This is a genomic window from Marichromatium sp. AB32, assembly GCF_003718675.1.
In the GTDB taxonomy this organism is placed as follows: Bacteria; Pseudomonadota; Gammaproteobacteria; order Chromatiales; family Chromatiaceae; genus Marichromatium; species Marichromatium gracile.
In genome coordinates, this window is record NZ_RHFJ01000039.1 from 12,092 (window position 1) to 31,985 (window position 19,894).

Here is a 19,894-nt window from a genome sequence, read left to right on the forward strand (position 1 = left end):
CGTGTCACGCAGGCTCACCGACACCCCTCGCACACCCCGATCACCTCGACCACCTTGCGGCTCGCTGCGAAGCCGCTCTGCGTGGCGGCATCGAGCAGACGCGCGGCGATCGCCTCGTCGTCGATCTCGACGACCCGGCCGCACGCGCTGCAGATGAGGAACTGCGCCGGGTGCGGACGCTCGGGATGACGGCAGTCGATGAAGGCGTTGAGGGTCTCGAGGCGGTGGACGAGGCCCTGGGCGAGCAGGAACTCCAGCGCCCGATAGACGGTCGGCGGCGCCAGCGCGCGCTGCCCCCCGGCCATCTCGGCGAGGATCTCGTAGGCGCCGAGCGGGCGTTCGGCCTCGATCAGGATGCGCAGCACCCGGGCGCGCTGCGGGGTGAGCCGGGCACCGCGCCCGGCGCACAGCCGCGTCGCCCGCTCGAGCCGCTCCTCGGCGCTCATCCGCCCGCCCTCGCCCGCTGCGCGGCGCGATGGCGCGCCAGCAGCCGCGCGACCAGGGCCGAGAACACGTAGGCGGCACCGGCAAGCAGGATCATGGTCGGCCCGGCGGGCAGGTCGGGACCGTAGGAGAGCGCCAGCCCGCCGCTGGTGAAGACCATGCCGAGCAGGGTCGCGGCGACCATCATGGCACCGAGCGAGTGCAGATAGTGCCCGGCGATCGCCGCCGGCAGGGTGAGCAGCGCGATCACCAGGATCAGCCCGACGACCTGGATCAGCAGCACCACGGTCACCGCCACCAGACACAGCAGCAGCAGATAGAAAAAGGCCACCGGCACCCCGCGCAGCCGGGCGAACTCCTCGTCGAAGATCACCGCGACGAACTGGCGATAACACAGCCCGACGACCACCAGCAGCACCACATCGAGCACCCCCATGAACCAGAGCGCGCGCTCGGGCACCAGCAGGATGTTGCCGAACAACAGGCTGATCAGATCGGTGGCGTAGCCCGGGGTCTTGGCGATGAAGAGGATGCCGACGGCCATGCCGATGGCCCAGAGCGCGCCGATCAGGGTGTCCTCCTGCGCCGCCCAGGCCAGGCGCACGCCGCCGATCAGCAGTGCCGAGACGATGGCCGCGAACAGTGCACCGAGCAGCGGATCGACACCGAAATACAGCGCCGCGCCCATACCGCCGAGCACCGAGTGGGCGATGCCCCCGGCCATGAAGGCGATGCGCTTGACCACCACCAGGGTGCCGACCACGCCGCAGCCGATGCTGGCGAGCAGCCCGGCGACGAGCGCGCCCTGGAGGAAGTCGTAGTGGAGCAGTGCGTCGAGGAATGCGTTCATCTGTGGTGTCGGTGCGCGCCGGGACAGGGGCCCGGCAGATCGTGGGCAACGGCGCGCAGTCGCGTGCCGTAGAGATGCTGCACCAGCTCGCCGTCGAGCGCGTCGGTGGGGTGGCAGGTGAGCGTGCGGTTGAGACAGGCGACCCGGTGGACATAGGCCGAGATGAAGGCGATGTCGTGCGAGACGACGAGGATGGTCGGGCGCGGATCGAGCCCGGCGAGCAGGTCGAAGATGTCGCCCTCGGCGCGCTGGTCGACGTTGGCGGTGGGCTCGTCGAGGATCAGCAGACGCGGTTCGGTAACCAGCGCGCGGGCAAGCAGCACGCGCTGCAGCTGGCCGCCGGAGAGCGCGCCGATGCGCCGCTCGGCCAGTCCCTCGGCGCCGACTGCAGCGAGCGCACGTCGCGCCGCCTCACGATCGGTGTGACGGGTCCAGCCCCACCAGGGCCCCTGTCCCAGCCGTCCCATGGCGACCACCTGCTCGACGGCGATCGGGAAGTCGCGCGGGAAGCCGGGGAACTGGGGCACATAACCGATATGACGCGCGGCGCGACGCGGCGGTTCACCGAAGACATGGATCTGACCACGCTGCGGGCTGAGCAGACCGAGGATCAGCTTGAGCAGGGTGCTCTTGCCCCCGGCGTTGGGTCCGACCAGGCCGACGAACTCACCGGGGAGCACGGTGAGGTCGACCTGCTCGAGGATCAGCGCGCCGTCATAAGCAAAGCTGAGATCGCGCACCGCGATCGCCGGGGTCGCGCTCATCGAGCCTCCTCGGCGGTGAGCAACGCAGCAAGACGGCGCAGGGTGGCGAAATACTCGGGCGAGAGCGGATCGACCACCTCGACCCGACCGCCGATCGCCTCGGCGACGCGCTCGGCGGCGCGCGGATCGAGCTGCGGCTGCACCAGGATCAGGCGCACGTCCTCGCGCCGCGCCTGCTCGATGAGCGCGGTCAGCGCGCGCGCTCCGGGCTCCTTGCCGGCGCGCTCGATGGCCACCTGCTCGAGCCCATAGGTCGCGGCGAAATAGCCCCAGGCGGGGTGATAGACCATGAAGCGACGGTGCGTGAGCCCATCGAGAGACGCGTGGAGTTCGGTATCGAGGGCATCGAGTTCGGCGACGAAGCGGTCATGATTGGCGGCGAATTGCTCGGCGTGCGCCGGGTCGAGCGCGCCGAGGGTATCGCGCAGGTGTCCGGCCATCACCCGCACCAGCGGCGGACTGGTCCAGATATGGGTATCGATCTCGCCGTGATGATGATCGTGGCCATGGTCGTGATCGTGATGCGCGTCGTGATCGGTCGCGAGCTGGCGCAGCTCGATGCCCTCGCGGGCGTCGAGGATCGGCAGCTCGGGGTTGGCCGCACGCAACCGCGCCAACCAGCCCTCCTCGAAGGACGCGCCGATACGCACGAAGAGGTCGGCCTCGGCCAGCGCGGCGATCTGGCGCGGGCGCGGCTCGAACAGGTGCGGACTCTCGCCCGGCGCGACCAGGGCATGCACCTCGACGCGATCGCCGCCGATGGCCTCGACGAAGGTCTGTTGCGGGGCGAGGCTGACGAAGACCTCCAGCGGTTCGGGCTCGGCGGCCACCGCCGGCAGCGACGCGGCCAGCAGCACCGGGCACAGCAGGCGCGTGATCAGGGACATGGGGATGGACCTCGCGGACATGGATTCGGGGACACGAAAAGATACAATATAACGTTTTGCGCCGACCGCACCAGCGGCCGGGCCACCGCTCGTCTCACCGTCATCCAGGGGGATGCTGATCCGTATGTCCTTCTCGACCCAACTGCTCTGGGCCTGCGCCCTCGGGCTCTACATCCTCGTCGTGCTCATCGCCACCCGACTGCCCTATGCCTGGATGGTGGCGCGCGGCATGGAGCCGATCCGCGCCGTCTACTACACCCGCAAGATCGTCCACATGCTCGCCGGCGGCGTCGGCTCGCTGATGGTGCCGCTGGTGTTCACCGACCCCTGGTTCCCGCTGGTCAGCGGCCTGCTGCTCACCCTGGCGGTGTTCGTCGCCCATGTCAGCGGCTGGCGACTGTACTGGTTCCAGATCACCGAGAACCGCAACGACGTCAAGTTCGCGCTGATGTGGTCGCTGTCGGTGTCGCTGCTGTGGTGGCTGCTCGACAACCCCTGGCTGGCGATCCTGCCCTCGCTCTACATGGCCTTCGGCGACGGGGTCACCGGGGTGGTGCGCAACGCGTTGATCCGGCGCCGCTCCAAGAGCCCGGTGGGCAACATCGCGATGCTCGCGGTGAGCGCGCCGATGGGCTGGTACATCGGCGCGCTGGCCACCCCGGCGATCCCGGTGTGGGGGCTGATCTCGGCGGTGGTGGCAACCGTGGTCGAGCGCTATGAGTTCGGCCCGATCGACGACAATGTGTTGATCACCGTCGCCGCCTCTACGGTGCTGCTCATCGGCACCGCCGTCGGCCCGCTGATCTGAACGCGGGCACCGGCACACGACAACGCTGGCGCATCCACACCGAGTGCGGTTAGCATCGACCTATCGCAACCGATTCAGGGAGATAGGCGATGCGAACCACCGGCAAGCGCCCCCGCACCACCGCCCTGCTCGCCACGCTGACCGTGCTGCTCTGCGCCCCCCTGGTGCAGGCCGAGGACTCAGCGGGCCGATTGCTCGGCGCCAAGACCAGCGAACACCCGACGTGGTTCAAGGAGAGCTTCCTCGAGATCGCCGAGGACGTCGATGAGGCCACTGCTGCCGGGCGCCACCTGATCCTGTACATGGAGCTGAACGGCTGCCCCTACTGCTACAAGATGGTCGAGGAGAACTTCAAGCACGGCCCGCATCGCGACTTCATCCGCACCCACTTCGACGTCATCGCGCTCAACATCAAGGGGGATCGCGAGGTCGCCATCACCCCGGACACCCGCCTGCCGGAGAAGGCGCTGGCCGAGTTCTATCGGGTCGAGACGACCCCCACGCTGATCTTCCTCGACGCCACCAACACCCCGGTGGCAAAGATCGGCGGCTATCGCAATCCGGAGGACCTCAAGCGCATCCTCGACTATGTCAACGCGCGCGCCTATACCGAGCAGTCGCTGGCCGACTATCTGCGCAGCCACCGCGAGCAGGGGCGCTACCAGCTGCGCGCGCACCCGCAGATCCGCGAGATCGCGGACCTCTCAGCGATCGAGGGTCCGCTGGCGATCCTCTTCGAGGACACGGCCTGCAGCGCCTGCGATGCACTCCACGACGGTCATCTCGCCGATCCCGAGGTGCGCGAGGCGCTCGCCGCCTTCACCCTGGTGCGACTCGATGCCGGGGCCGAGACACCGATCATCGCCCCCGACGGCACGGCCACCACCGCGCGCGCGCTGGCCCGCGACCTCGATATCCTCTACCGCCCCACCCTGGTGCTCTTCGATCAGGGGCAGGAGCGAACGCGCATCGACAATATGCTTTATCATTATCATTTCATCGGCATGCTCGAGTATGTCGGCGCGGGTCACTATCAGGACCACGCGGACCCCTTCGACTATATCGACGCCAAGACCGCGGCCCTGCTCGCCGCGGGCGAGGACGTCAAGATATCGGACGAGTAAACGCAACAAGCCGACCACGACCGGTCGGCCCCGCCCGACGCGTCCCAAGACGCGCCGGGAACGCTTGAGAATGCGCGGGAAGGAATCCCGGTCGGTTGTCAGATCTGTATGGATACGACCATCAGAACGATCAACGACATTGGGAGACACGGGCATGCAATTGCAACAACTCGTCCAGGCGGAGAAGCGCACCCAACGGCGCATCCCGATCCAGATGCCGATCGATGTGCTGCTCGAGGACCACCCCACGCCGCTCAAGGCGATCAACCAGGACCTCTCCTGGGGCGGGGCGCGCTTCGTCACCGAGCGCGCGCTCGAGACCGGCAGCAACACCCTGAGGCTGTTCTTCCCCTGGCAGCAGAACTCGAGCTTCTGCGCCGACGCCGAGATCGTCCGTCGCGAGGCGCTCGACGACGGTCGCTTGATCGTCGCCACCCGCTTCTTCCGCGTCCCGCCGATGAGCGAACAACGACTCGAGATGATGCTCGCGCAGCTCGGCGGCCAGCAGGCCGCACTCCCCCTGAGCGAACGTCTCGAGCTGGTCTACAACGACCCCGACGACATCTGCGACGTGCTGCGCCAGATCGCCGCCGGCGGGCTGATGGTGACCACCACCGCAGCCTACCGCGAGGACCAGAGCATCCGCCTGTCGATCGCCGGCACCGAGATGAGCAGCGAGCTGGCCCTGCGCGCGCGGGTGATCGATCAGGCGCGCCAGCTACTGCCCGGACATGAATGGGCGCCGCTGCACCAGGTGGAGTTGCGCTTCGAGCACTCGGTGAGCGATCTCTACGGCTTCATCCGCGGTTTCGCACAGGGATTGCCCGAGGAGACCCTGGGCCGCGATCGCATCCGCGCCTGCGCTTCACGGCTGGCCAGCCACGGCTAATCCTCCGGCTCAGCGCAAGGCGGCGAGGATCTCGTCCAGTCGCGGTGCGGCGTCGGCGATGTCCTCGGCGGTCGCCAGCGCGGCGGTTGGCACCTCGGCAAGCTCCAGGGTCTCGAGCACCGCCCGGCCCTCGGGGTTGAAATGGCCGACCCACCAACAGTGGCGCAGCCGCGTCGACTCGATCCGGCAACTGCCGTAACCACGCGACAGGATCGCCACCGGACCACGCCCGAGCACCTGTTCGAGCATCGGCGGGTCGGCCGGACCACGCGGCGAGAGACTGAGATTGATCACCCGCGGGACATCCCCCGGACACCAGCCGTCGTGCGCCGCGCTCAACTCGGCGCAGACCGCACGTGCGCCCAGCGCCGCCCCCCAGTCATCGACCTCGCGCAGCCGCTCAGCGGCCACCGCGGCGGCGATCCGTGACACGCAGGCCGGGATCGGTGCCACCTCCAACCGCTCCCCTCGCTCATCGACGACCCACCAGACCCCGGTCAGCCGGGTCTCGCGGACACTGAACTCGGGCCGGTGGGCACAGGCCACCTCGACCTCGCCCCGCCCGAGCGCCTGGGCAACCAACGCACGCGCGTTCGAACTGGAGAAATCGAGCACCAGCCCCTGGGGCACGGGACGCTCGAGCAGCGCCCGCAGCGCGTCGAGACAACGCAACGCCTCCTGCTCGGCGACACCACCGGGCGAGTCGATCGAGACAGGCGGCACATAGGTCTGCATCGGCGCCGACATGGGCACGCCGATCGGGGTGGCGAGATCGGCCTCGTCGGCATGACTGCCGGGCCCCAGCAGGATCGGGGGGATGGTCGGTTGCATCAGGGTCTCCGGGGACTCAGTCCTTGGCGCGCAGGTGCTCGGGGAGCTGGGGTTCGCGCTCGATCAGATCGGCGAACAGATGATCGACCGACTCGCCGTCGAGCGCCAGACGCATCGCCAACAGCGCATCACGCACCCGCTGCGCCTCGCCGGCGTCCATCACCTCGCGAGCGCTCTCCAGAAAGACCAGCACCCAGGTCCCCGGCGGCTGTTCGCCGACCAGACGCATGTCGACCCGCAAGCGCCGCTCGCCATCGACACACCAGGCCCAGCACGGACCGCTCTCGATCACCTCCATCGGGACGCCGATGCACATGGCTCAGTCCTCACGCAGCCGTTCGAGCACCCGCGCATCGCCGCTGCGACAGGCCTGCTCGACGCTCGGACGCTCCTGTTCATAGCGCCCCAGCGCCAGCGCGCCATGCGGCAGGTCGGCGAGCGCGCCCGGCTCCGAGGGCTGCGCCAGCGCCGTCCATTCGACCCCATGAGGCGCGAGCCAGTCGCGCGCGGCGGCCACCGCCGGCTCGATCATCGCCCGCACCCCGGGGGTGAGACTGCCGCCGAAGTCCTCCAGCTCGGCGGGCTGGACGCCGACGAGCAGCATCCGTTCGGGGACGTCGCCGAGCAGCGCGGCGAGCGCCAGCACCTCCTGGAACCCGGTCTGGTGCAGACTCATCTTGCGCGCGCCGAGAAAACGCGGCACCGCCTCGCCCTCGACCAGCTTGAGCGTGCCCGGCGCCAGCCCGTAGTCGACCGCATCGAAGATCACCAGCAGCTCGGCCCAGCGCACCTGATCGACCAGATAGATCCCCTGGGTGCCGCCATCGAGCAGCCGCACCTCGGGGCCGAACCGGTAGTGCCGGGCAATGTGCTCGACCACCCGCACGCCGAAGCCCTCGTCGGCCCACAGCAGGTTGCCGATACCGAGCAGCAGGGTACGCGGGGGTGCTGCGGGCGCGCTCATGGCCGGTCGTCCTTGAACATCCGCCAGCCGCTGATCATGGTGCTGATCAGGCTCTGGCGCGACATGATGTCCTCGCGGATGGCGGTATAGACGTGGAGCATCACGAACACCACGATCACCCACATCCCCCAATGGTGCCACATGCGCACGTCCTGACTCTGCCCGACCCAGGGGATGACCCAGCCGAACAGCTCGTCCTGCCAGGAGCCGAGACCGGTCTGCTCGGCATAGAGGGCGAAGCCGGTGACGATCATCACCAGCCCGCCGACGGTGATGATGGCGACCATGAACAGGTGTGCCAGCGGGTTGTGGCCGATGTACTTGCACGGCTCGCGCTCGAGAAAGGCGTACCAGCGCAGCTCGTGCACCAGCTCGCGCCAGAAGCGCCGACGCCAGAACGGCAGGCTGAAGAGCTGGCGCGAGTAGGCGTTGCCGACCAGCGCCCAGTAGATCCTGAACAGGAAGCCGACGGCGAACACATAGGCCGCGGCGAAGTGCAGGAAGCGGATATCACCCATCAGATAGTGCGCGCTCGCCTCCCCCGAGAGGGTCGGCGGCGGCGCGCCGATCAGATAGCCGGTGACGGCGAGCACCAGGATCGAGAGCGCGTTGACCCAGTGCCACACCCGCACCGGGGCCTGATAGACATAGACCGCCGTCTGCTTGACCGTGGGGACGTCTGGCAACATGGCTGCAACCTCCGCATTGTTGGGTGGTGGGGCTGAGCGCACGCCCTCAGCGGACCTTGACCCGGGTCAGCTCCTCGCCGCCGGGCCCCATGACATGGGTCGAGCAGGCCAGACAGGGATCGAAGCTGTGCAGGGTGCGCAGGATCTCCAACGGTTCGTCGGCGCGCGCCACCGGGGTGTTGAGCAACGCCGCCTCGAAGGCGCCGATGTTGCCGGCGGGATCGCGTGGCGAGCCGTTCCAGGTGGTCGGCACCACCGCCTGATAGTTCTCGATCTTGCCCGAGTCGATCACCACCCAGTGACCCAACGCGCCGCGCGGCGCCTCGCTGGTGCCCACGCCCTTGGCGCGCTTCGGCCAGGTCGAGGGCTCCCAGCGCTCGACGTTGGCGGTGGTGGTGTCGCCGGCGGCGATCGCGGCCATCAGCTTGTCCTGGAAGTGGCGCAGCTTGTGCGCCGCCCAGGAGGCCTCGAGTCCGCGCGCGGCGGTCCGTCCGAGGGTCGAGAACAGCGCATCGAACGGCAGCCCGAGATCGGTCAGCAGCTTGTCGACCGGCTCCTTGAATTCCGGGATGCCCTTGGCGTAGCCGATGGTCCAGCGCGCCAGCGGCCCGACCTCCATGGCGTGCCCGCGCCAGCGCGGGGCCTTGATCCAGCTGTACTTGGCGCGCTCGTCGATCTGCTCGATGCGGGTACGCGTCCCCTTGGTGTTGGGACCGAGGGTGAAGTTGGGCTCGGTGATGCCGTCCCAGGGGTGGAGTCCGCGCGACTCATCGGGATAGCTGAACCAGGCGTGATCGACGAACTCCTGGATCTCATCGGGGTCGCGCAGGTCGACGTCGTGGATCTCGTCGAAGCGACCGTTGATGATCGCCCCGCGCGGCAGCAGCTGGTTCTCCGCCGAGTCGTCGTTGGCGTGCTCGGGGATGTCGCCGTAGGACAATACCGCCTGGCTGCTCAGCCCGCCGCCATAGGTCCAGTCCTTGTAGAAACCGGCGATGGCGATCAGATCGGGGACATAGACCTGATCGATGAACTCGATGGTGCGGTCGATGATCGAGGAGATCAGGTTCAGCCGCTCCATGTTGACCGCGCCCACCGCACCGGTCCCGTCGACGTTGATCGCGCAGGGCACGCCACCGACCAGCCAGTTGGGGTGCGGGTTCTTGCCGCCGTAGACGGTGTGGATCTTGACGATCTCCTTCTGGAAATCGAGCGCCTCGAGATAGTGGGTGAGCGCCAGCAGATTCGCCTCGGGCGGCAGCTTGTAGGCCGGATTGCCCCAGTAGCCGTTCATGAAGGGACCGAGCTGGCCGGACTCGACGAAGCGCTTGACCCGGTTCTGCACGTCGCGGAAATAGCCCGGCGAGGACAGCGGCCAGGCCGAGATCGACTGCGCCAGACGCGAGGTCTCGCGCGGATCGGCGTCGAGCGCCGAGACCACGTCGACCCAGTCGAGCGCGTGCAGGTGATAGAAGTGCACCAGATGGTCGTGCACCTGCAGCGTCAACTGCATGATGTTGCGGATCGAGTTGGCGTTCTCGGGGATGGCGATGCCGAGTGCGTCCTCCACCGCGCGCACCGAGGTCAGCGCGTGGGTCCCGGTACAGACGCCGCAGATCCGTTCGGTGAAGGCCCAGGCGTCGCGCGGATCGCGCCCGCGCAGGATCACCTCCAGCCCGCGCCACATGGTGCCGGTGGAGACGGCGTTGCGGATCACGTTGTCGTCGTCGAGGTTGACCTCACAGCGCATGTGCCCCTCGATGCGGGTGACCGGATCGACCACCACGCGCCGACCCGAGTCGTCGAGGGAATAACCGTTCGGCGTCTTCACCGTCATTCTTCACGCTCCTCGTGCTGCGCTTGATCGCGCTGTTTGGTCCGGTGCAGCGCGCTGGCCACCGCATGCGCCCCGATCGCCGCGCCCACGGTGCCGGCGGCGGCAAGACCGACGCGGTCGGCGTTGGCCTCGATGCCGAACACATGGGTATCGGTGACATGCTCGTAGAAGCTGTCCTTGTCCCAGAAATCACGCTCGGAACAGCCGATGCAGCCGTGACCGGACTGGATCGGGAAGGACACGCCGTCGTTCCAGCGCACCGTGGAACAGGCGTTGTAGGTGGTCGGGCCCTTGCAGCCCATCTTGTAGAGACAGTAGCCCTTGCGCGCGCCCTCGTCGTCCCAGGACTCGACGAACTGACCGGCGTCGAAGTGCGGACGGCGGTAGCACTTGTCGTGGATGCGCTGACCGTAGAACATCAGCGGCCGACCCTGGCGATCGAGCGGCGGTAGCCGGTCGAAGGCGAGCATGTAGGTGATCACCCCGGTCATCACCTCGGCGATCGGCGGACAGCCGGGCACCTTGATCACCGGCTTGTCGCGGATCACCTCGTGCACCGGGGTGGCGCGGGTGGGATTGGGACGGGCGGCCTGGACACAGCCCCAGGAGGCGCAGGAGCCCCAGGCGATCACCGCCTTGCAGTCGGCGGCGACCTCCTGGAGCTGATCGAGGAAGGGACGCCCGCCGATGATACAGCTCATCCCGTCCTGGGCCAGCGGCGGGTTGCCCTCGACGGCGAGGATGTAGTTGCCGCGATAACGCTCGCGGATCTCCTCCAGGATCGCCTCGGCCTGATGCCCGGCGGCGGCCATCAGGGTGTCGTCGTAGTCGAGCGAGATCATCGACAACACCACGTCCTGCACCAGCGGATGGGCCGAGCGGATGAACGACTCGGTGCAACAGGTGCATTCCAGCCCGTGCAGCCACAGCACCGGGGTGCGCGGCTTGGTCTCCATCGCCTCGGCGATGCGCCCGGCATAACTCGGCGCCAGACCGAGCGCGGCGGCGGTCAGACTGCAGTATTTGAGGAAACTGCGGCGGCTGATCCCCTGCCGGCGCATCACCTCGTAGAAGGTCTCGGTGCTTGCCATCGTCCTCCCCCAGTTGTCGACCACCCGCCCAGGACGCGCGGCCATGTCCACGGGGATTATAGGCAAATACGCGAGAACCAAAAAATGTCATTGACGGTGCATGACGCACCAGAACAAAGCCGCGGAGCGGAGCTGCCAGCCTTCAGCCCCCAGCCGCCAGCGGACGCCAGCCCTCAACGAGGGCGGCGGGGGACCGATTTGAACCACGAGGCCGCAAAGCACACAAAGAGGGCCTGAGCGGTCGGCCTTTTGACGTTCGGCGAAAACCCGACCCGAGCCGCGATCAGACAGCAACCCGCCTGAGCCGCGAGCCGAAGACCGGATGCCGCCCCCCCGGCGGACACGCCGCGCCCTCCCCCACCCGACAAAACCCTTCGCGCCTTTGCGGTTCAATCCCCTGGCGACTGGCGACTGGCGACTGGCGACTGGCGACTGGCGGCTGGCCGCTGACGACGTTCGCTTTCTCCCCGCCTTTGCGGTTCAATCCCCCGACCGAGACCGAGGATTGGGCCGACGATGACCGCGACGACCACCACCCCGACCGCCTCCCGCCAGCGCGCACCCGCGCGCGAGCTGTTCGGCTGGGCGATGTTCGACTTCGCCAATCAGTCCTATACGCTGCTGATCATCACCGTGGTGTTCGGCGATCTGTTCACCCGGGTGATCGTCGGGGACGCGCCGGACTATCGCATCGGCAATCTGCTGTGGAGTCTGGCGCTGGCGGCGAGCTATCTGCTGGCGGTGGTCTGCGCCCCGGTGGCCGGGGCGATCATGGACTATGACGCGAGCAAGAAGCGCTTTCTCTTCGCCAGTTATCTGGTCACCGTGCTCGCCACCGCCGCGCTCTATTTCGTCGCCCCGGGGCTTGCCTGGCTGGGGGTGGTGCTGCTGATCGTCTCCAACCTCGCCTACTCGCTCGGCGAGTCCTTCATCGCAAGCTTCCTGCCCGGGCTGGGCCCGCCCGAGGACCTCGGCAAGATCTCGGGGTTCGGCTGGGCGCTCGGCTATATCGGCGGCATGTGCTCGGCGATCTTCGTGCTGCTGGTGCTCGGCGAGGTCAGTGCCGAGAACTTCGAGCGCATCCGCTGGGTCGGTCCCTGGGCGGCGGTGTTCTTCCTGCTCGCCGCCATCCCGACCTTCCTCTGGGTGCGCGAGCGCGCGCGACCGCGACCGCGGCCGCTCGGCCAGGGCGCGTTGCGGCTCGGTCTGGGTCGGGTGGCGCAGACCCTCGCCCACCTGCGCGGGCACCCCGACCTGGCGCTGCTGCTGGTCTCGGTGTTCTTCTCGATGAGCGGGATCTCGATCATCATCACCTACGCCTTCATCTACGGCGCCCAGGTGATCGGCTGGGACGGCGAGGTGCGCACCCTGATGTTCGTGCTGGTGCAGATCACCGCCGCGCTCGGGGCGCTGGGCTTCGGCTTCGTGCAGGATCGGCTGGGGGCGCTGCGCACCTATCGCATCACCCTGTGGATGTGGCTGGCGGCCATCGCGCTGATCTATCTCACCCCGGAGATCGCCAGCCAGGCGCAGAGCCGCTTCGGGCTCGACTGGGAGGCGCAGCACGTCTTTCTGGTGGTCGGTTGTGTGGCGGGCTTGAGTCTCGGCGCCTGTCAGTCCTCGACCCGCACCCTGGTGGGGCTGTTCGCGCCACGCTCGCGCGCGGCCGAGCTGTTCGGCTTCTGGGGGTTGGCGACCAAGCTCGCCGGGGCCTTCGGGCTGCTCGCCATCGGGCTGGTGCAGGGGCTGCTCGGGCTGCACAGCGCGATCCTGCTCTGTCTGCTGTTGTTCGCCGCCGCGCTGTTCGGCGCCCGCGGGGTGATCGAGCAGCGCGGACGGGCACTCGCCGAGGCCCACGATCGGGGCCGGGCGCCCTGGTGAGGACGCCCGGCGCCGCGATCAGGCCTCGATCGCGATCAGCACCTCGTCGGGGCTGACCGAGTCACCCTTGGCGACGAAGACCTCGGTCACGGTGCCGGCGATCGGCGCCTGGATCTCGGTCTCCATCTTCATCGCCTCGGTGATCAGCAGCGGCTGACCGGCCTCGACCCGGTCGCCCTCGGCGACCAGCACGTCGACGATGTTGCCCGGCATCGAGGTGGTGACGTGCCCGGGCGCGCTCGGACGCGGCCGCTTGCCGGCGATCTTCTGCGCCACCGCACCCTCGGCGCCGCCGGTGAGCACCAGCTCGTCGAGGGTCTCGACCACCACCTCCTCGGGCACACCGTCGATGGTGAAGTAGAAGTGACGATCGGCCTGCCCCTTGTGGCCGGCGCCGGTGACCTTGATGTGATAGGTCTCGCCGTGGACCGCGACGTTGAACTCGGTCGGGGCGTTGGCCGCCGTCTCGCTCGGCGGCGGCTCGAGCGGCTCGGGCTGGAGGGTGCCGGCGGCGCGCTGCTCGAGGAAGGCGCGACCGATCTCGGGGAACATGGCGTAGGTGAGGACGTCCTCCTCACCCTCGGCGAGCGCGCCGATCTCGCCCTGCAGCCGCGCCAGCTCGGGTTCGAGCAGATCGGCCGGGCGGCAGTCGATGGCCTCGGCGTTGCCGATCGCCTGACGCTGCAACGCGGCGTCGACCGGCGCCGGGGCCTGACCGTAGCGTCCCTGGAGATAGCCCTTGACCTCGTTGGTGATGCTCTCGTAGCGCTTCTCGGTGAGCACGTTGAGCACCGCCTGGGTGCCGACGATCTGCGAGGTCGGGGTGACCAGGGGCGGATAGCCGAGATCCTTGCGGACCTTGGGGATCTCGGCGAGCACCGCCTCCATGCGATCGAGCGCGTTCTGCTCGCGCAGCTGGTTGGCGAGGTTGGAGATCATCCCGCCCGGCACCTGGTTGACCTGGACGCGGGTGTCGACCCCGGTGAAGTCGCTCTCGAACTGGTGGTACTTCTTGCGCACCTGGTGGAAGTAGATGCCGACCTCCTGGATCGCCTCCAGGTCCAGCCCGGAGTCGTACTCGGTGCCGCGCAGCGCCGCCACCAGGCTCTCGGTCGGCGGGTGGGAGGTGCCGCCGGCGAAGGCCGAGATGGCGGTATCGATGGTGTCACAGCCGTTCTCGATCGCCTTGAGATGGCACATGTCGGCCAGCCCCGAGGTGGCGTGCGAGTGCAGGTGCAGCGGCAGCTCGACGCTGTCCTTGAGCGCCTTGACCAGCTCGGCGGTGGCGAAGGGGGTGAGCAGCCCGGCCATGTCCTTGATGGCGATCGAGTCGCAACCCATCTCGGCCAGTTCGCGCCCCATGCGCACGAAGCCCGCGGTATCGTGCGCCGGGCTGACGGTGTAGCAGATGGTGCCCTGGGCGTGCTTGCCGGCGGCCTTGGTCGCCTCGATCGCGGTCTTGAGGTTACGCAGATCGTTGAGCGCGTCGAAGATGCGGAAGACATCCATGCCGTTGGCCGCGGCACGGGTGACGAAGGCACGCACCACGTCGTCGGAGTAGTGACGGTAGCCGAGCAGGTTCTGACCGCGCAGCAACATCTGCAGCCGGGTGTTGGGCAGCGCCTCGCGCAACCGGCTCAATCGCTCCCAGGGGTCCTCCTTGAGAAAGCGCACGCAGGCGTCGAAGGTCGCCCCGCCCCAGCACTCGAGCGACCAGAACCCGATGGCGTCGAGCTTGGGGCAGATCGGTAGCATGTCCTCGGTGCGCATCCGGGTGGCGATCAGCGATTGATGGGCATCGCGCAGGATGACGTCGGTGATATTGATCTTCGGCATGGTCTCGTTCTCGGCCGGGGCTTGCCCGGCACCGTGAGGGATTGAAGCATCGCGCGGGCAGCGGCGCCCGCGCCCCGGCGGCTAGAGCCCGGCGTGTGCGGCGATCGCTGCGGCCAGTGCCGCGGCAACATCCTCGCTTCGGCGCTTGGTCGAGTATTCGAGCAGCTCGGGATGCGACTCGACAAAGCTGGTATTGAAGCTTCCGGCGCGGAAATCCGGGTGACGCAGGATCTCCTGGTAGAAGGGGATGGTCGTCTTGACGCCAAACAACCCGGTATCGCGCAGTGCACGGTCGCCACGATTGATCACGTCGTCCCAGTTCAGCGCCCAGACGATGACCTTGGCGAGCATCGAATCGTAATAGGGCGGGACGGTATAACCGGTGTAGATGGCGCCATCGGTGCGCACGCCCGGCCCACCCGGGGCGTAATAACGCGAGATGCGCCCGAAGCTCGGCAGGAAGTTGTTCTTCGGGTCCTCGGCATTGACGCGGAACTGGATGGCGAAGCCGCGGCGCTGGATCTCGTGTTGGGCGAAGCGCAGCGGCAGCCCGGCGGCGATGCGGATCTGCTCCTCGACCAGGTCGACGCCGGTGATGGTCTCGGTGATGGTGTGCTCGACCTGGATGCGGGTGTTCATCTCCATGAAGTAGAAGCGCCCGTCGCTATCCTGGAGGAACTCGACCGTGCCGGCATTGGTATAGCCCACGGCGCGCGCGGCCAACACCGCCAGACCACCGACGTACTGGCGTTCGGCCTCGTCGAGCTGCGGCGAGGGGGCGATCTCGATCAGCTTCTGATTGCGCCGCTGGATGGAGCAATCGCGCTCGAACAGATGCACGCAGTGACCATGATGGTCGGCGAGCACCTGGACCTCGATGTGGCGCGGATTGACCACGCACTTCTCCATGAAGACCTCGGCACGGCCAAAGGCCTTGGTCGCCTCGGAGATCACCCGCTGGTAGTTGTGGCGCAGCGCCTCGGCGTCATCGCAACGCCGGATGCCGCGACCGCCGCCACCCGAGGTGGCCTTGAGCATCACCGGATAGCCGACACGCTCGGCGCAGGCCAGCGCCTCGTCGAGGTTGGCGAGGTTGCCATCACTGCCGGGCGTGACCGGCACCCCGGCGCGGATCATCGCCTGACGGGCCTCGGTCTTGTCGCCCATCCGTGCGATCACCTCGGCGCTCGGACCGATGAAGGTCAGCCCACGCCGGGCACAGGCAGCGGCCAGCTCCGGGTTCTCGGAGAGGAAGCCATAGCCGGGATGAATGGCATCGCAGCCGGTGGCCACGGCCAGGTTGACGATGGTGTGGACATTGAGATAACCGGCCAGCGGATCGCTGCCCAGGCTATAGGCCTCGTCGGCCTTCTTGACATGAAGCGAATGGCGATCCGCTTCGGAATAGATTGCCACCGAGCGGATGCCCATCTCGGCGCAGGCGCGAATGACACGCACCGCAATCTCTCCGCGGTTCGCGATCAGTATCTTTCGAAGCATTGGTTAGCCTCAGGAATGGCCGGTTCAGTGGACCGAGTCAGAACGGTGAGGATCGTTCGGCTGCACTTGCTGCTTTGCAGCAATATACCCAAAGGCGGTCTGGGTGCAAAGGATGCACACCGCGACACGGCACCGACGTCACCGAAAGGACGGCGTAGAAGCGATCAATTTCGCTGCACGGCGGCGCAGTTTAGCGCAACTTCATCGAATGCTGTCAAATGTGTTCAATCGCGTGCAACGTCTGACCGCACTGTCCGGAGGACGCGGAGGCACCGAAGATGCCCGCCCAACAATCGATTGATCCCGGGTTGGCGCAACCGTGATCGCGCCCGGGTTTTCACTCGTCTGTTTTACGCATAGCGCCAAGGCTTTCAAGATCCGCGCCCGCACCCCGCGGGCTGCCACGGCACTGCTTCACTCCCATGTGACACCGGGGTCATGACAGGCGGTAAAAAAGACAGGCTTGTCTGTTTTTCAGGGGTGTCCGAACAGCGATGGCAGGCGAGCGCGCCAGGCCGCCGCCACGGGGGAGACGTCACACCAGGGGTGTCGACTCTCCCTCACCGAGGTCCGTGACAACAGGAGCATGCGATGAAGACCAAGACGCTGATTCAGCTCAGCCATGTCCGAGGAGGCCCGGGCGGGCGTCAGCACGCGACGGCCCCGGCCCGACGGCGTCGGGACCGGCGAGCGCGGACACGCGGAACGACTGTTGATGGCGCTCGATCCAAAACCGGTCGATCTGCGCCATCTGATTGAAACGGCGCACACCTGCAGCGATCGCGCCGAGATCGTCGAACCCGGATCGGGGAGGACAAGCCCCGACCCGGGTCTTCGCCACGCCCTAGCGGCCGCGACGACCCAACCGACGCGACAGCCCCGCGGCAAGGAGCCCGCCGCCAATCAGCCCCAGCGGAGCCGGCAACGGCACCGACTGGACCGGCTGGGCCACGGCCGGCGGGAACAGCGCCTCGGTGCTGACCGCGAAGGCGAACTGGAAGGTGGTCGCCTGCTCCTCGGCGGTGCGAAAGCCCTGACACCCGGCGCCCAGCCCGAGCGCGGCGCACTCCTCCTCGTGCAGGGTGGCGATCGGTGCGACCCCGCCGCTGGCATCCTGCAGCAGCAGGCTCACCAGATACTCGTTGCCATCGTAGAGGAAGGGGATATCCAGGGTCTGCACGGCGAGCAACCCGAACAGATCAGGACAGGGGTTGGTGCTGTCGCCGGCACACGTCCCCTGGTTCGCCGTTTCCTTGAAGAAGAACTCGAAGTCCAGGGTCCGGGTATCGATGCTGGCGCCACTGGCGGGCAGCTCTGGCGTCAAGGTCAGACTGGTCGCGACACGCCCCCACTCCAGGGTCGAGTAGCGCGACGAGAGCCGATTGTTCCAGTGGGTCAGGCTGGTGCCGACGCCGATCTCGGCGGCGTCATCAGCGCTGCCGTCGACGACCGTCGCGACCGAGCCGACGGCCGGGCCGCCGCCGGTCAGGTCATTGGTCACGCCATTGCCGATGGTCAAGGCGCTGCGGTTGTGATCGGCGTCGGTGCTGGGGCTACGGAAATCAGGCGTCACCGTTGTGCCCCAACACCCAAGCCAAGTATCCATACCGGAACAATAAGATCCGCTCCCCCAGGACAACTCGCTGCCGGTGACCTGAATCTCACCACTCGACCCTGAGAACCGATTATCTACGAAACGTGCATCGGCGCTGTATCCCCACTGGGTCACCACCGGTCCGGCGACCGCGTTGCCCAAGGTCCCTAGCACCAGGGCAGCCAGCGCCATCTTTTTCATCACCATTCGCTTCATCATGTTGACTCAACTCCGTTGTCTTCCTTGTGCCGGGGCGGATCCATCCTCGCGGAGCATCGTGCGCCGCACCGGGGCCATCCCGTCTCGCAACGATGGCGCGCACCCGACTCGACACTTAGAGCACGCCCCATGCCATATAAAGACAACCAACTGAAGGCTAAAAGGTTTCTTCAAAACCAGCACACCACGAGCAAAAGCGAGCACGAAAACCGTAAAAAAAACCGACGACTGCCCTGCCCGTACTCATACAGAACGGCCCCCGCCGCCCCGTCTGCACATCCGCTCATGCTGTGCGAGAATTCCACGCTTGTCGAAATGACGAGGACCCGTTCGTGAACCAGGCCACATCCGCCACCCTGCACTCCCCGCTCGAACCACCGCTGCCCGAAGGGGCGGGTGAACGCAGGTGCTGGGGCGGGCTGCACGGGGCCGGCGCGGCGCTCGCCATCGCCACCGCCGCCAGACGTCACCCCGGACTGGTGCTGGCCCTGGCCGAGGACGTGCAGGCGGCGCGACGGCTGCACGCCGAGCTGGGCTTCTTCCTCACCGGCAGCGATCTCCCGGTGCTCGGCTTCCCCGACTGGGAGACCCTGCCCTACGACGTCTTCTCGCCCCTGCCCGAGCTGATCTCGGAGCGGCTGCTGACCCTGCACCGTCTGCCGGGGCTGACCCGTGGCGTACTGGTGGTGCCGGTGGCGACCCTGCTCCAGCGCCTGCCGCCGCGCGACTATGTCGACGCCCACTCGCTGGTGCTCGCCTGCGGCGACCGACTCGATCTCGACGCCACCCGACTGCGACTCGAACACGCCGGCTACAGCTGTGTCTCGCAGGTGATGGGACACGGCGAATACGCGGTACGCGGCTCGCTGCTCGATGTCTTCCCGATGGGCGGGCAGCAACCGCTGCGCATCGACCTGTTCGACGACGAGGTCGAGAGCATTCGTCTGTTCGATCCCGAGACCCAGCGCTCGCACGACCGCATCGAGCAGGTGCGGATGCTGCCGGCGCGCGAGTTCCCCTTCGACGAGCAGGCGATCGCCGGCTTCCGCAGCCGCTATCGCGCCAGCATCGAGGGCGATCCGCAACGCAGCCTGATCTATCGCGAGGTCTCGGAGGGGCGCACACCGGGCGGCATCGAGTCCTATCTGCCGCTGTTCTTCGACGACACCGCCACCCTCTTCGACTATCTGCCCGCCACCACCCTGGCGATCGAACCGGCGAGCGGTCGCGAGGCCGGCGCGGGCTTCCTCGCCACCGTCGCCGAGCGCCATGAGCAGCGTCGCCACGACGCCGAGCGCCCGCTGCTCGCCCCCGCGCGGCTCTATCTCGGCGCCGACGAACTGGCCGCCGCGCTCAACCGCATGCCCGGGGTGAACTACCGCACCGCACCGTTCGACACTCGCCCCAAGGGCTATGCCGGGGTCGACAACTTCGCCACCCTCGACCTGCCAGCGCTGGAGCTGCAGGCCCGCGCCGCCGAGCCGGCGCAGGCGCTGCAGCGCTTCCTCGACACCCCGGGGCAGCGGGTGCTGCTGGTGGCCGAGAGCACCGGACGCCGCGAGCTGCTCGCCGAACAGCTGCGCGACTTCGGCATCCATGCCACCCAGGTCAGCGACTGGGGCAGCTTCGTCGCCGGCGATCTGTCGCTCGCGCTCACCGTCGCGCCGCTCGAACAGGGGTTGAGAT

General features: G+C 67.7%; 17 protein-coding genes and 1 pseudogene. 5 read left to right on the forward strand and 13 right to left on the reverse strand.

The window, feature by feature from the left end; all coding sequences use genetic code 11:
• Window positions 1-14: 14 nt before the first annotated feature.
• The 4 genes from EBL85_RS11990 to EBL85_RS12005 are packed head-to-tail and all read right to left on the reverse strand — an operon-like array spanning window position 15 to window position 2,945.
• Entirely contained in the window at window positions 15-446 is a 432-nt protein-coding gene (locus EBL85_RS11990; protein WP_123143029.1) for a Fur family transcriptional regulator, read from the reverse strand.
• Window positions 443-1,294 carry a metal ABC transporter permease gene (locus EBL85_RS11995; protein ID WP_123143030.1) on the reverse strand — a complete coding sequence of 284 codons (852 nt, stop codon included), beginning with the start codon at window positions 1,292-1,294 and terminating at the stop codon, window positions 443-445. Before EBL85_RS11995 ends, EBL85_RS11990 begins: the two co-directional genes overlap by 4 nt.
• Window positions 1,291-2,058, reverse strand: a complete 768-nt coding sequence (locus tag EBL85_RS12000) for a metal ABC transporter ATP-binding protein (RefSeq protein ID WP_123143031.1) — start codon at window positions 2,056-2,058, stop codon at window positions 1,291-1,293. The genes EBL85_RS11995 and EBL85_RS12000 overlap by 4 nt, the downstream gene beginning before the upstream one ends.
• On the reverse strand, window positions 2,055-2,945 hold the full coding sequence (locus EBL85_RS12005) for a metal ABC transporter solute-binding protein, Zn/Mn family (protein ID WP_123143032.1): 891 nt from the start codon (window positions 2,943-2,945) through the stop codon (window positions 2,055-2,057). Before EBL85_RS12005 ends, EBL85_RS12000 begins: the two co-directional genes overlap by 4 nt.
• A 124-nt stretch (window positions 2,946-3,069) precedes the next feature.
• On the opposite strand from EBL85_RS12005, the gene EBL85_RS12010 reads away from it, so the two are divergent.
• The 3 genes from EBL85_RS12010 (at window position 3,070) to EBL85_RS12020 (ending at window position 5,766) form a co-directional block, all read left to right on the forward strand.
• Entirely contained in the window at window positions 3,070-3,753 is a 684-nt protein-coding gene (locus EBL85_RS12010) for a hypothetical protein (RefSeq protein WP_123143038.1), read from the forward strand.
• Window positions 3,754-3,842: 89 nt separating this feature from the next.
• On the forward strand, window positions 3,843-4,877 hold the full coding sequence (locus tag EBL85_RS12015) for a thioredoxin fold domain-containing protein (protein ID WP_123143033.1): 1,035 nt from the start codon (window positions 3,843-3,845) through the stop codon (window positions 4,875-4,877).
• Window positions 4,878-5,031: 154 nt separating this feature from the next.
• Window positions 5,032-5,766 carry a PilZ domain-containing protein gene (locus tag EBL85_RS12020; protein WP_165913490.1) on the forward strand — a complete coding sequence of 245 codons (735 nt, stop codon included), beginning with the start codon at window positions 5,032-5,034 and terminating at the stop codon, window positions 5,764-5,766.
• A 9-nt stretch (window positions 5,767-5,775) separates the two neighbouring features.
• Here the strand turns inward: EBL85_RS12020 and EBL85_RS12025 are convergent, their stop codons facing one another.
• From EBL85_RS12025 to EBL85_RS12050, 6 genes are read right to left on the reverse strand one after another with little or no spacing between them, the layout of a single operon-like run.
• Window positions 5,776-6,597: a hydrogenase expression/formation protein gene (locus EBL85_RS12025; RefSeq protein WP_123143035.1), complete on the reverse strand. Its 822-nt coding sequence runs from the start codon at window positions 6,595-6,597 to the stop codon at window positions 5,776-5,778.
• Window positions 6,598-6,613: 16 nt separating this feature from the next.
• Window positions 6,614-6,913, reverse strand: a complete 300-nt coding sequence (locus tag EBL85_RS12030) for a HypC/HybG/HupF family hydrogenase formation chaperone (protein WP_123141622.1) — start codon at window positions 6,911-6,913, stop codon at window positions 6,614-6,616.
• 3 nt (window positions 6,914-6,916) lie between these two features.
• Window positions 6,917-7,561, reverse strand: a complete 645-nt coding sequence (locus EBL85_RS12035; protein WP_123141621.1) for a HyaD/HybD family hydrogenase maturation endopeptidase — start codon at window positions 7,559-7,561, stop codon at window positions 6,917-6,919.
• Window positions 7,558-8,250 carry a Ni/Fe-hydrogenase, b-type cytochrome subunit gene (gene cybH / locus EBL85_RS12040; RefSeq protein WP_123141620.1) on the reverse strand — a complete coding sequence of 231 codons (693 nt, stop codon included), beginning with the start codon at window positions 8,248-8,250 and terminating at the stop codon, window positions 7,558-7,560. The genes EBL85_RS12035 and cybH overlap by 4 nt, the downstream gene beginning before the upstream one ends.
• A gap of 46 nt (window positions 8,251-8,296) precedes the next feature.
• Window positions 8,297-10,087 (reverse strand): nickel-dependent hydrogenase large subunit, encoded by a 1,791-nt coding sequence (locus tag EBL85_RS12045; RefSeq protein ID WP_123141619.1) that lies wholly within the window; start codon window positions 10,085-10,087, stop codon window positions 8,297-8,299.
• Window positions 10,084-11,178, reverse strand: a complete 1,095-nt coding sequence (locus tag EBL85_RS12050; RefSeq protein ID WP_062277457.1) for a hydrogenase small subunit — start codon at window positions 11,176-11,178, stop codon at window positions 10,084-10,086. The genes EBL85_RS12045 and EBL85_RS12050 overlap by 4 nt, the downstream gene beginning before the upstream one ends.
• Before the next feature lie 516 nt (window positions 11,179-11,694).
• On the opposite strand from EBL85_RS12050, the gene EBL85_RS12055 reads away from it, so the two are divergent.
• Window positions 11,695-13,059: an MFS transporter gene (locus EBL85_RS12055; RefSeq protein WP_123143036.1), complete on the forward strand. Its 1,365-nt coding sequence runs from the start codon at window positions 11,695-11,697 to the stop codon at window positions 13,057-13,059.
• Between the two features lie 18 nt (window positions 13,060-13,077).
• Here EBL85_RS12055 and oadA read toward each other — a convergent pair whose 3' ends face one another.
• The 3 genes from oadA to EBL85_RS12070 form a co-directional block, all read right to left on the reverse strand.
• Window positions 13,078-14,895, reverse strand: a complete 1,818-nt coding sequence (gene oadA / locus EBL85_RS12060) for a sodium-extruding oxaloacetate decarboxylase subunit alpha (protein WP_123141616.1) — start codon at window positions 14,893-14,895, stop codon at window positions 13,078-13,080.
• A gap of 81 nt (window positions 14,896-14,976) precedes the next feature.
• Window positions 14,977-16,395 (reverse strand): acetyl-CoA carboxylase biotin carboxylase subunit, encoded by a 1,419-nt coding sequence (locus EBL85_RS12065; RefSeq protein WP_123141615.1) that lies wholly within the window; start codon window positions 16,393-16,395, stop codon window positions 14,977-14,979.
• Window positions 16,396-17,239: 844 nt separating this feature from the next.
• On the reverse strand, window positions 17,240-18,208 hold the full coding sequence (locus EBL85_RS12070; RefSeq protein ID WP_148040543.1) for a THxN family PEP-CTERM protein: 969 nt from the start codon (window positions 18,206-18,208) through the stop codon (window positions 17,240-17,242).
• A 332-nt stretch (window positions 18,209-18,540) separates the two neighbouring features.
• Here EBL85_RS12070 and EBL85_RS12075 point away from each other — a divergent pair.
• A pseudogene (locus EBL85_RS12075) lies at window positions 18,541-19,894 on the forward strand (transcription-repair coupling factor); the annotation flags it as partial.

Bases quoted from the DNA above. Each gene is read 5' to 3' on its own strand.
- EBL85_RS11990 (WP_123143029.1), bottom strand. From the start codon at position 446: ATGAGCGCCGAGGAGCGGCTCGAGCGGGCGACGCGGCTGTGCGCCGGG.
- EBL85_RS11995 (WP_123143030.1), bottom strand. From the start codon at position 1,294: ATGAACGCATTCCTCGACGCACTGCTCCACTACGACTTCCTCCAGGGC.
- EBL85_RS12000 (WP_123143031.1), bottom strand. From the start codon at position 2,058: ATGAGCGCGACCCCGGCGATCGCGGTGCGCGATCTCAGCTTTGCTTAT.
- EBL85_RS12005 (WP_123143032.1), bottom strand. From the start codon at position 2,945: ATGTCCCTGATCACGCGCCTGCTGTGCCCGGTGCTGCTGGCCGCGTCG.
- EBL85_RS12010 (WP_123143038.1), top strand. From the start codon at position 3,070: ATGTCCTTCTCGACCCAACTGCTCTGGGCCTGCGCCCTCGGGCTCTAC.
- EBL85_RS12015 (WP_123143033.1), top strand. From the start codon at position 3,843: ATGCGAACCACCGGCAAGCGCCCCCGCACCACCGCCCTGCTCGCCACG.
- EBL85_RS12020 (WP_165913490.1), top strand. From the start codon at position 5,032: ATGCAATTGCAACAACTCGTCCAGGCGGAGAAGCGCACCCAACGGCGC.
- EBL85_RS12025 (WP_123143035.1), bottom strand. From the start codon at position 6,597: ATGCAACCGACCATCCCCCCGATCCTGCTGGGGCCCGGCAGTCATGCC.
- EBL85_RS12030 (WP_123141622.1), bottom strand. From the start codon at position 6,913: ATGTGCATCGGCGTCCCGATGGAGGTGATCGAGAGCGGTCCGTGCTGG.
- EBL85_RS12035 (WP_123141621.1), bottom strand. From the start codon at position 7,561: ATGAGCGCGCCCGCAGCACCCCCGCGTACCCTGCTGCTCGGTATCGGC.
- cybH (WP_123141620.1), bottom strand. From the start codon at position 8,250: ATGTTGCCAGACGTCCCCACGGTCAAGCAGACGGCGGTCTATGTCTAT.
- EBL85_RS12045 (WP_123141619.1), bottom strand. From the start codon at position 10,087: ATGACGGTGAAGACGCCGAACGGTTATTCCCTCGACGACTCGGGTCGG.
- EBL85_RS12050 (WP_062277457.1), bottom strand. From the start codon at position 11,178: ATGGCAAGCACCGAGACCTTCTACGAGGTGATGCGCCGGCAGGGGATC.
- EBL85_RS12055 (WP_123143036.1), top strand. From the start codon at position 11,695: ATGACCGCGACGACCACCACCCCGACCGCCTCCCGCCAGCGCGCACCC.
- oadA (WP_123141616.1), bottom strand. From the start codon at position 14,895: ATGCCGAAGATCAATATCACCGACGTCATCCTGCGCGATGCCCATCAA.
- EBL85_RS12065 (WP_123141615.1), bottom strand. From the start codon at position 16,395: ATGCTTCGAAAGATACTGATCGCGAACCGCGGAGAGATTGCGGTGCGT.
- EBL85_RS12070 (WP_148040543.1), bottom strand. From the start codon at position 18,208: ATGATGAAGCGAATGGTGATGAAAAAGATGGCGCTGGCTGCCCTGGTG.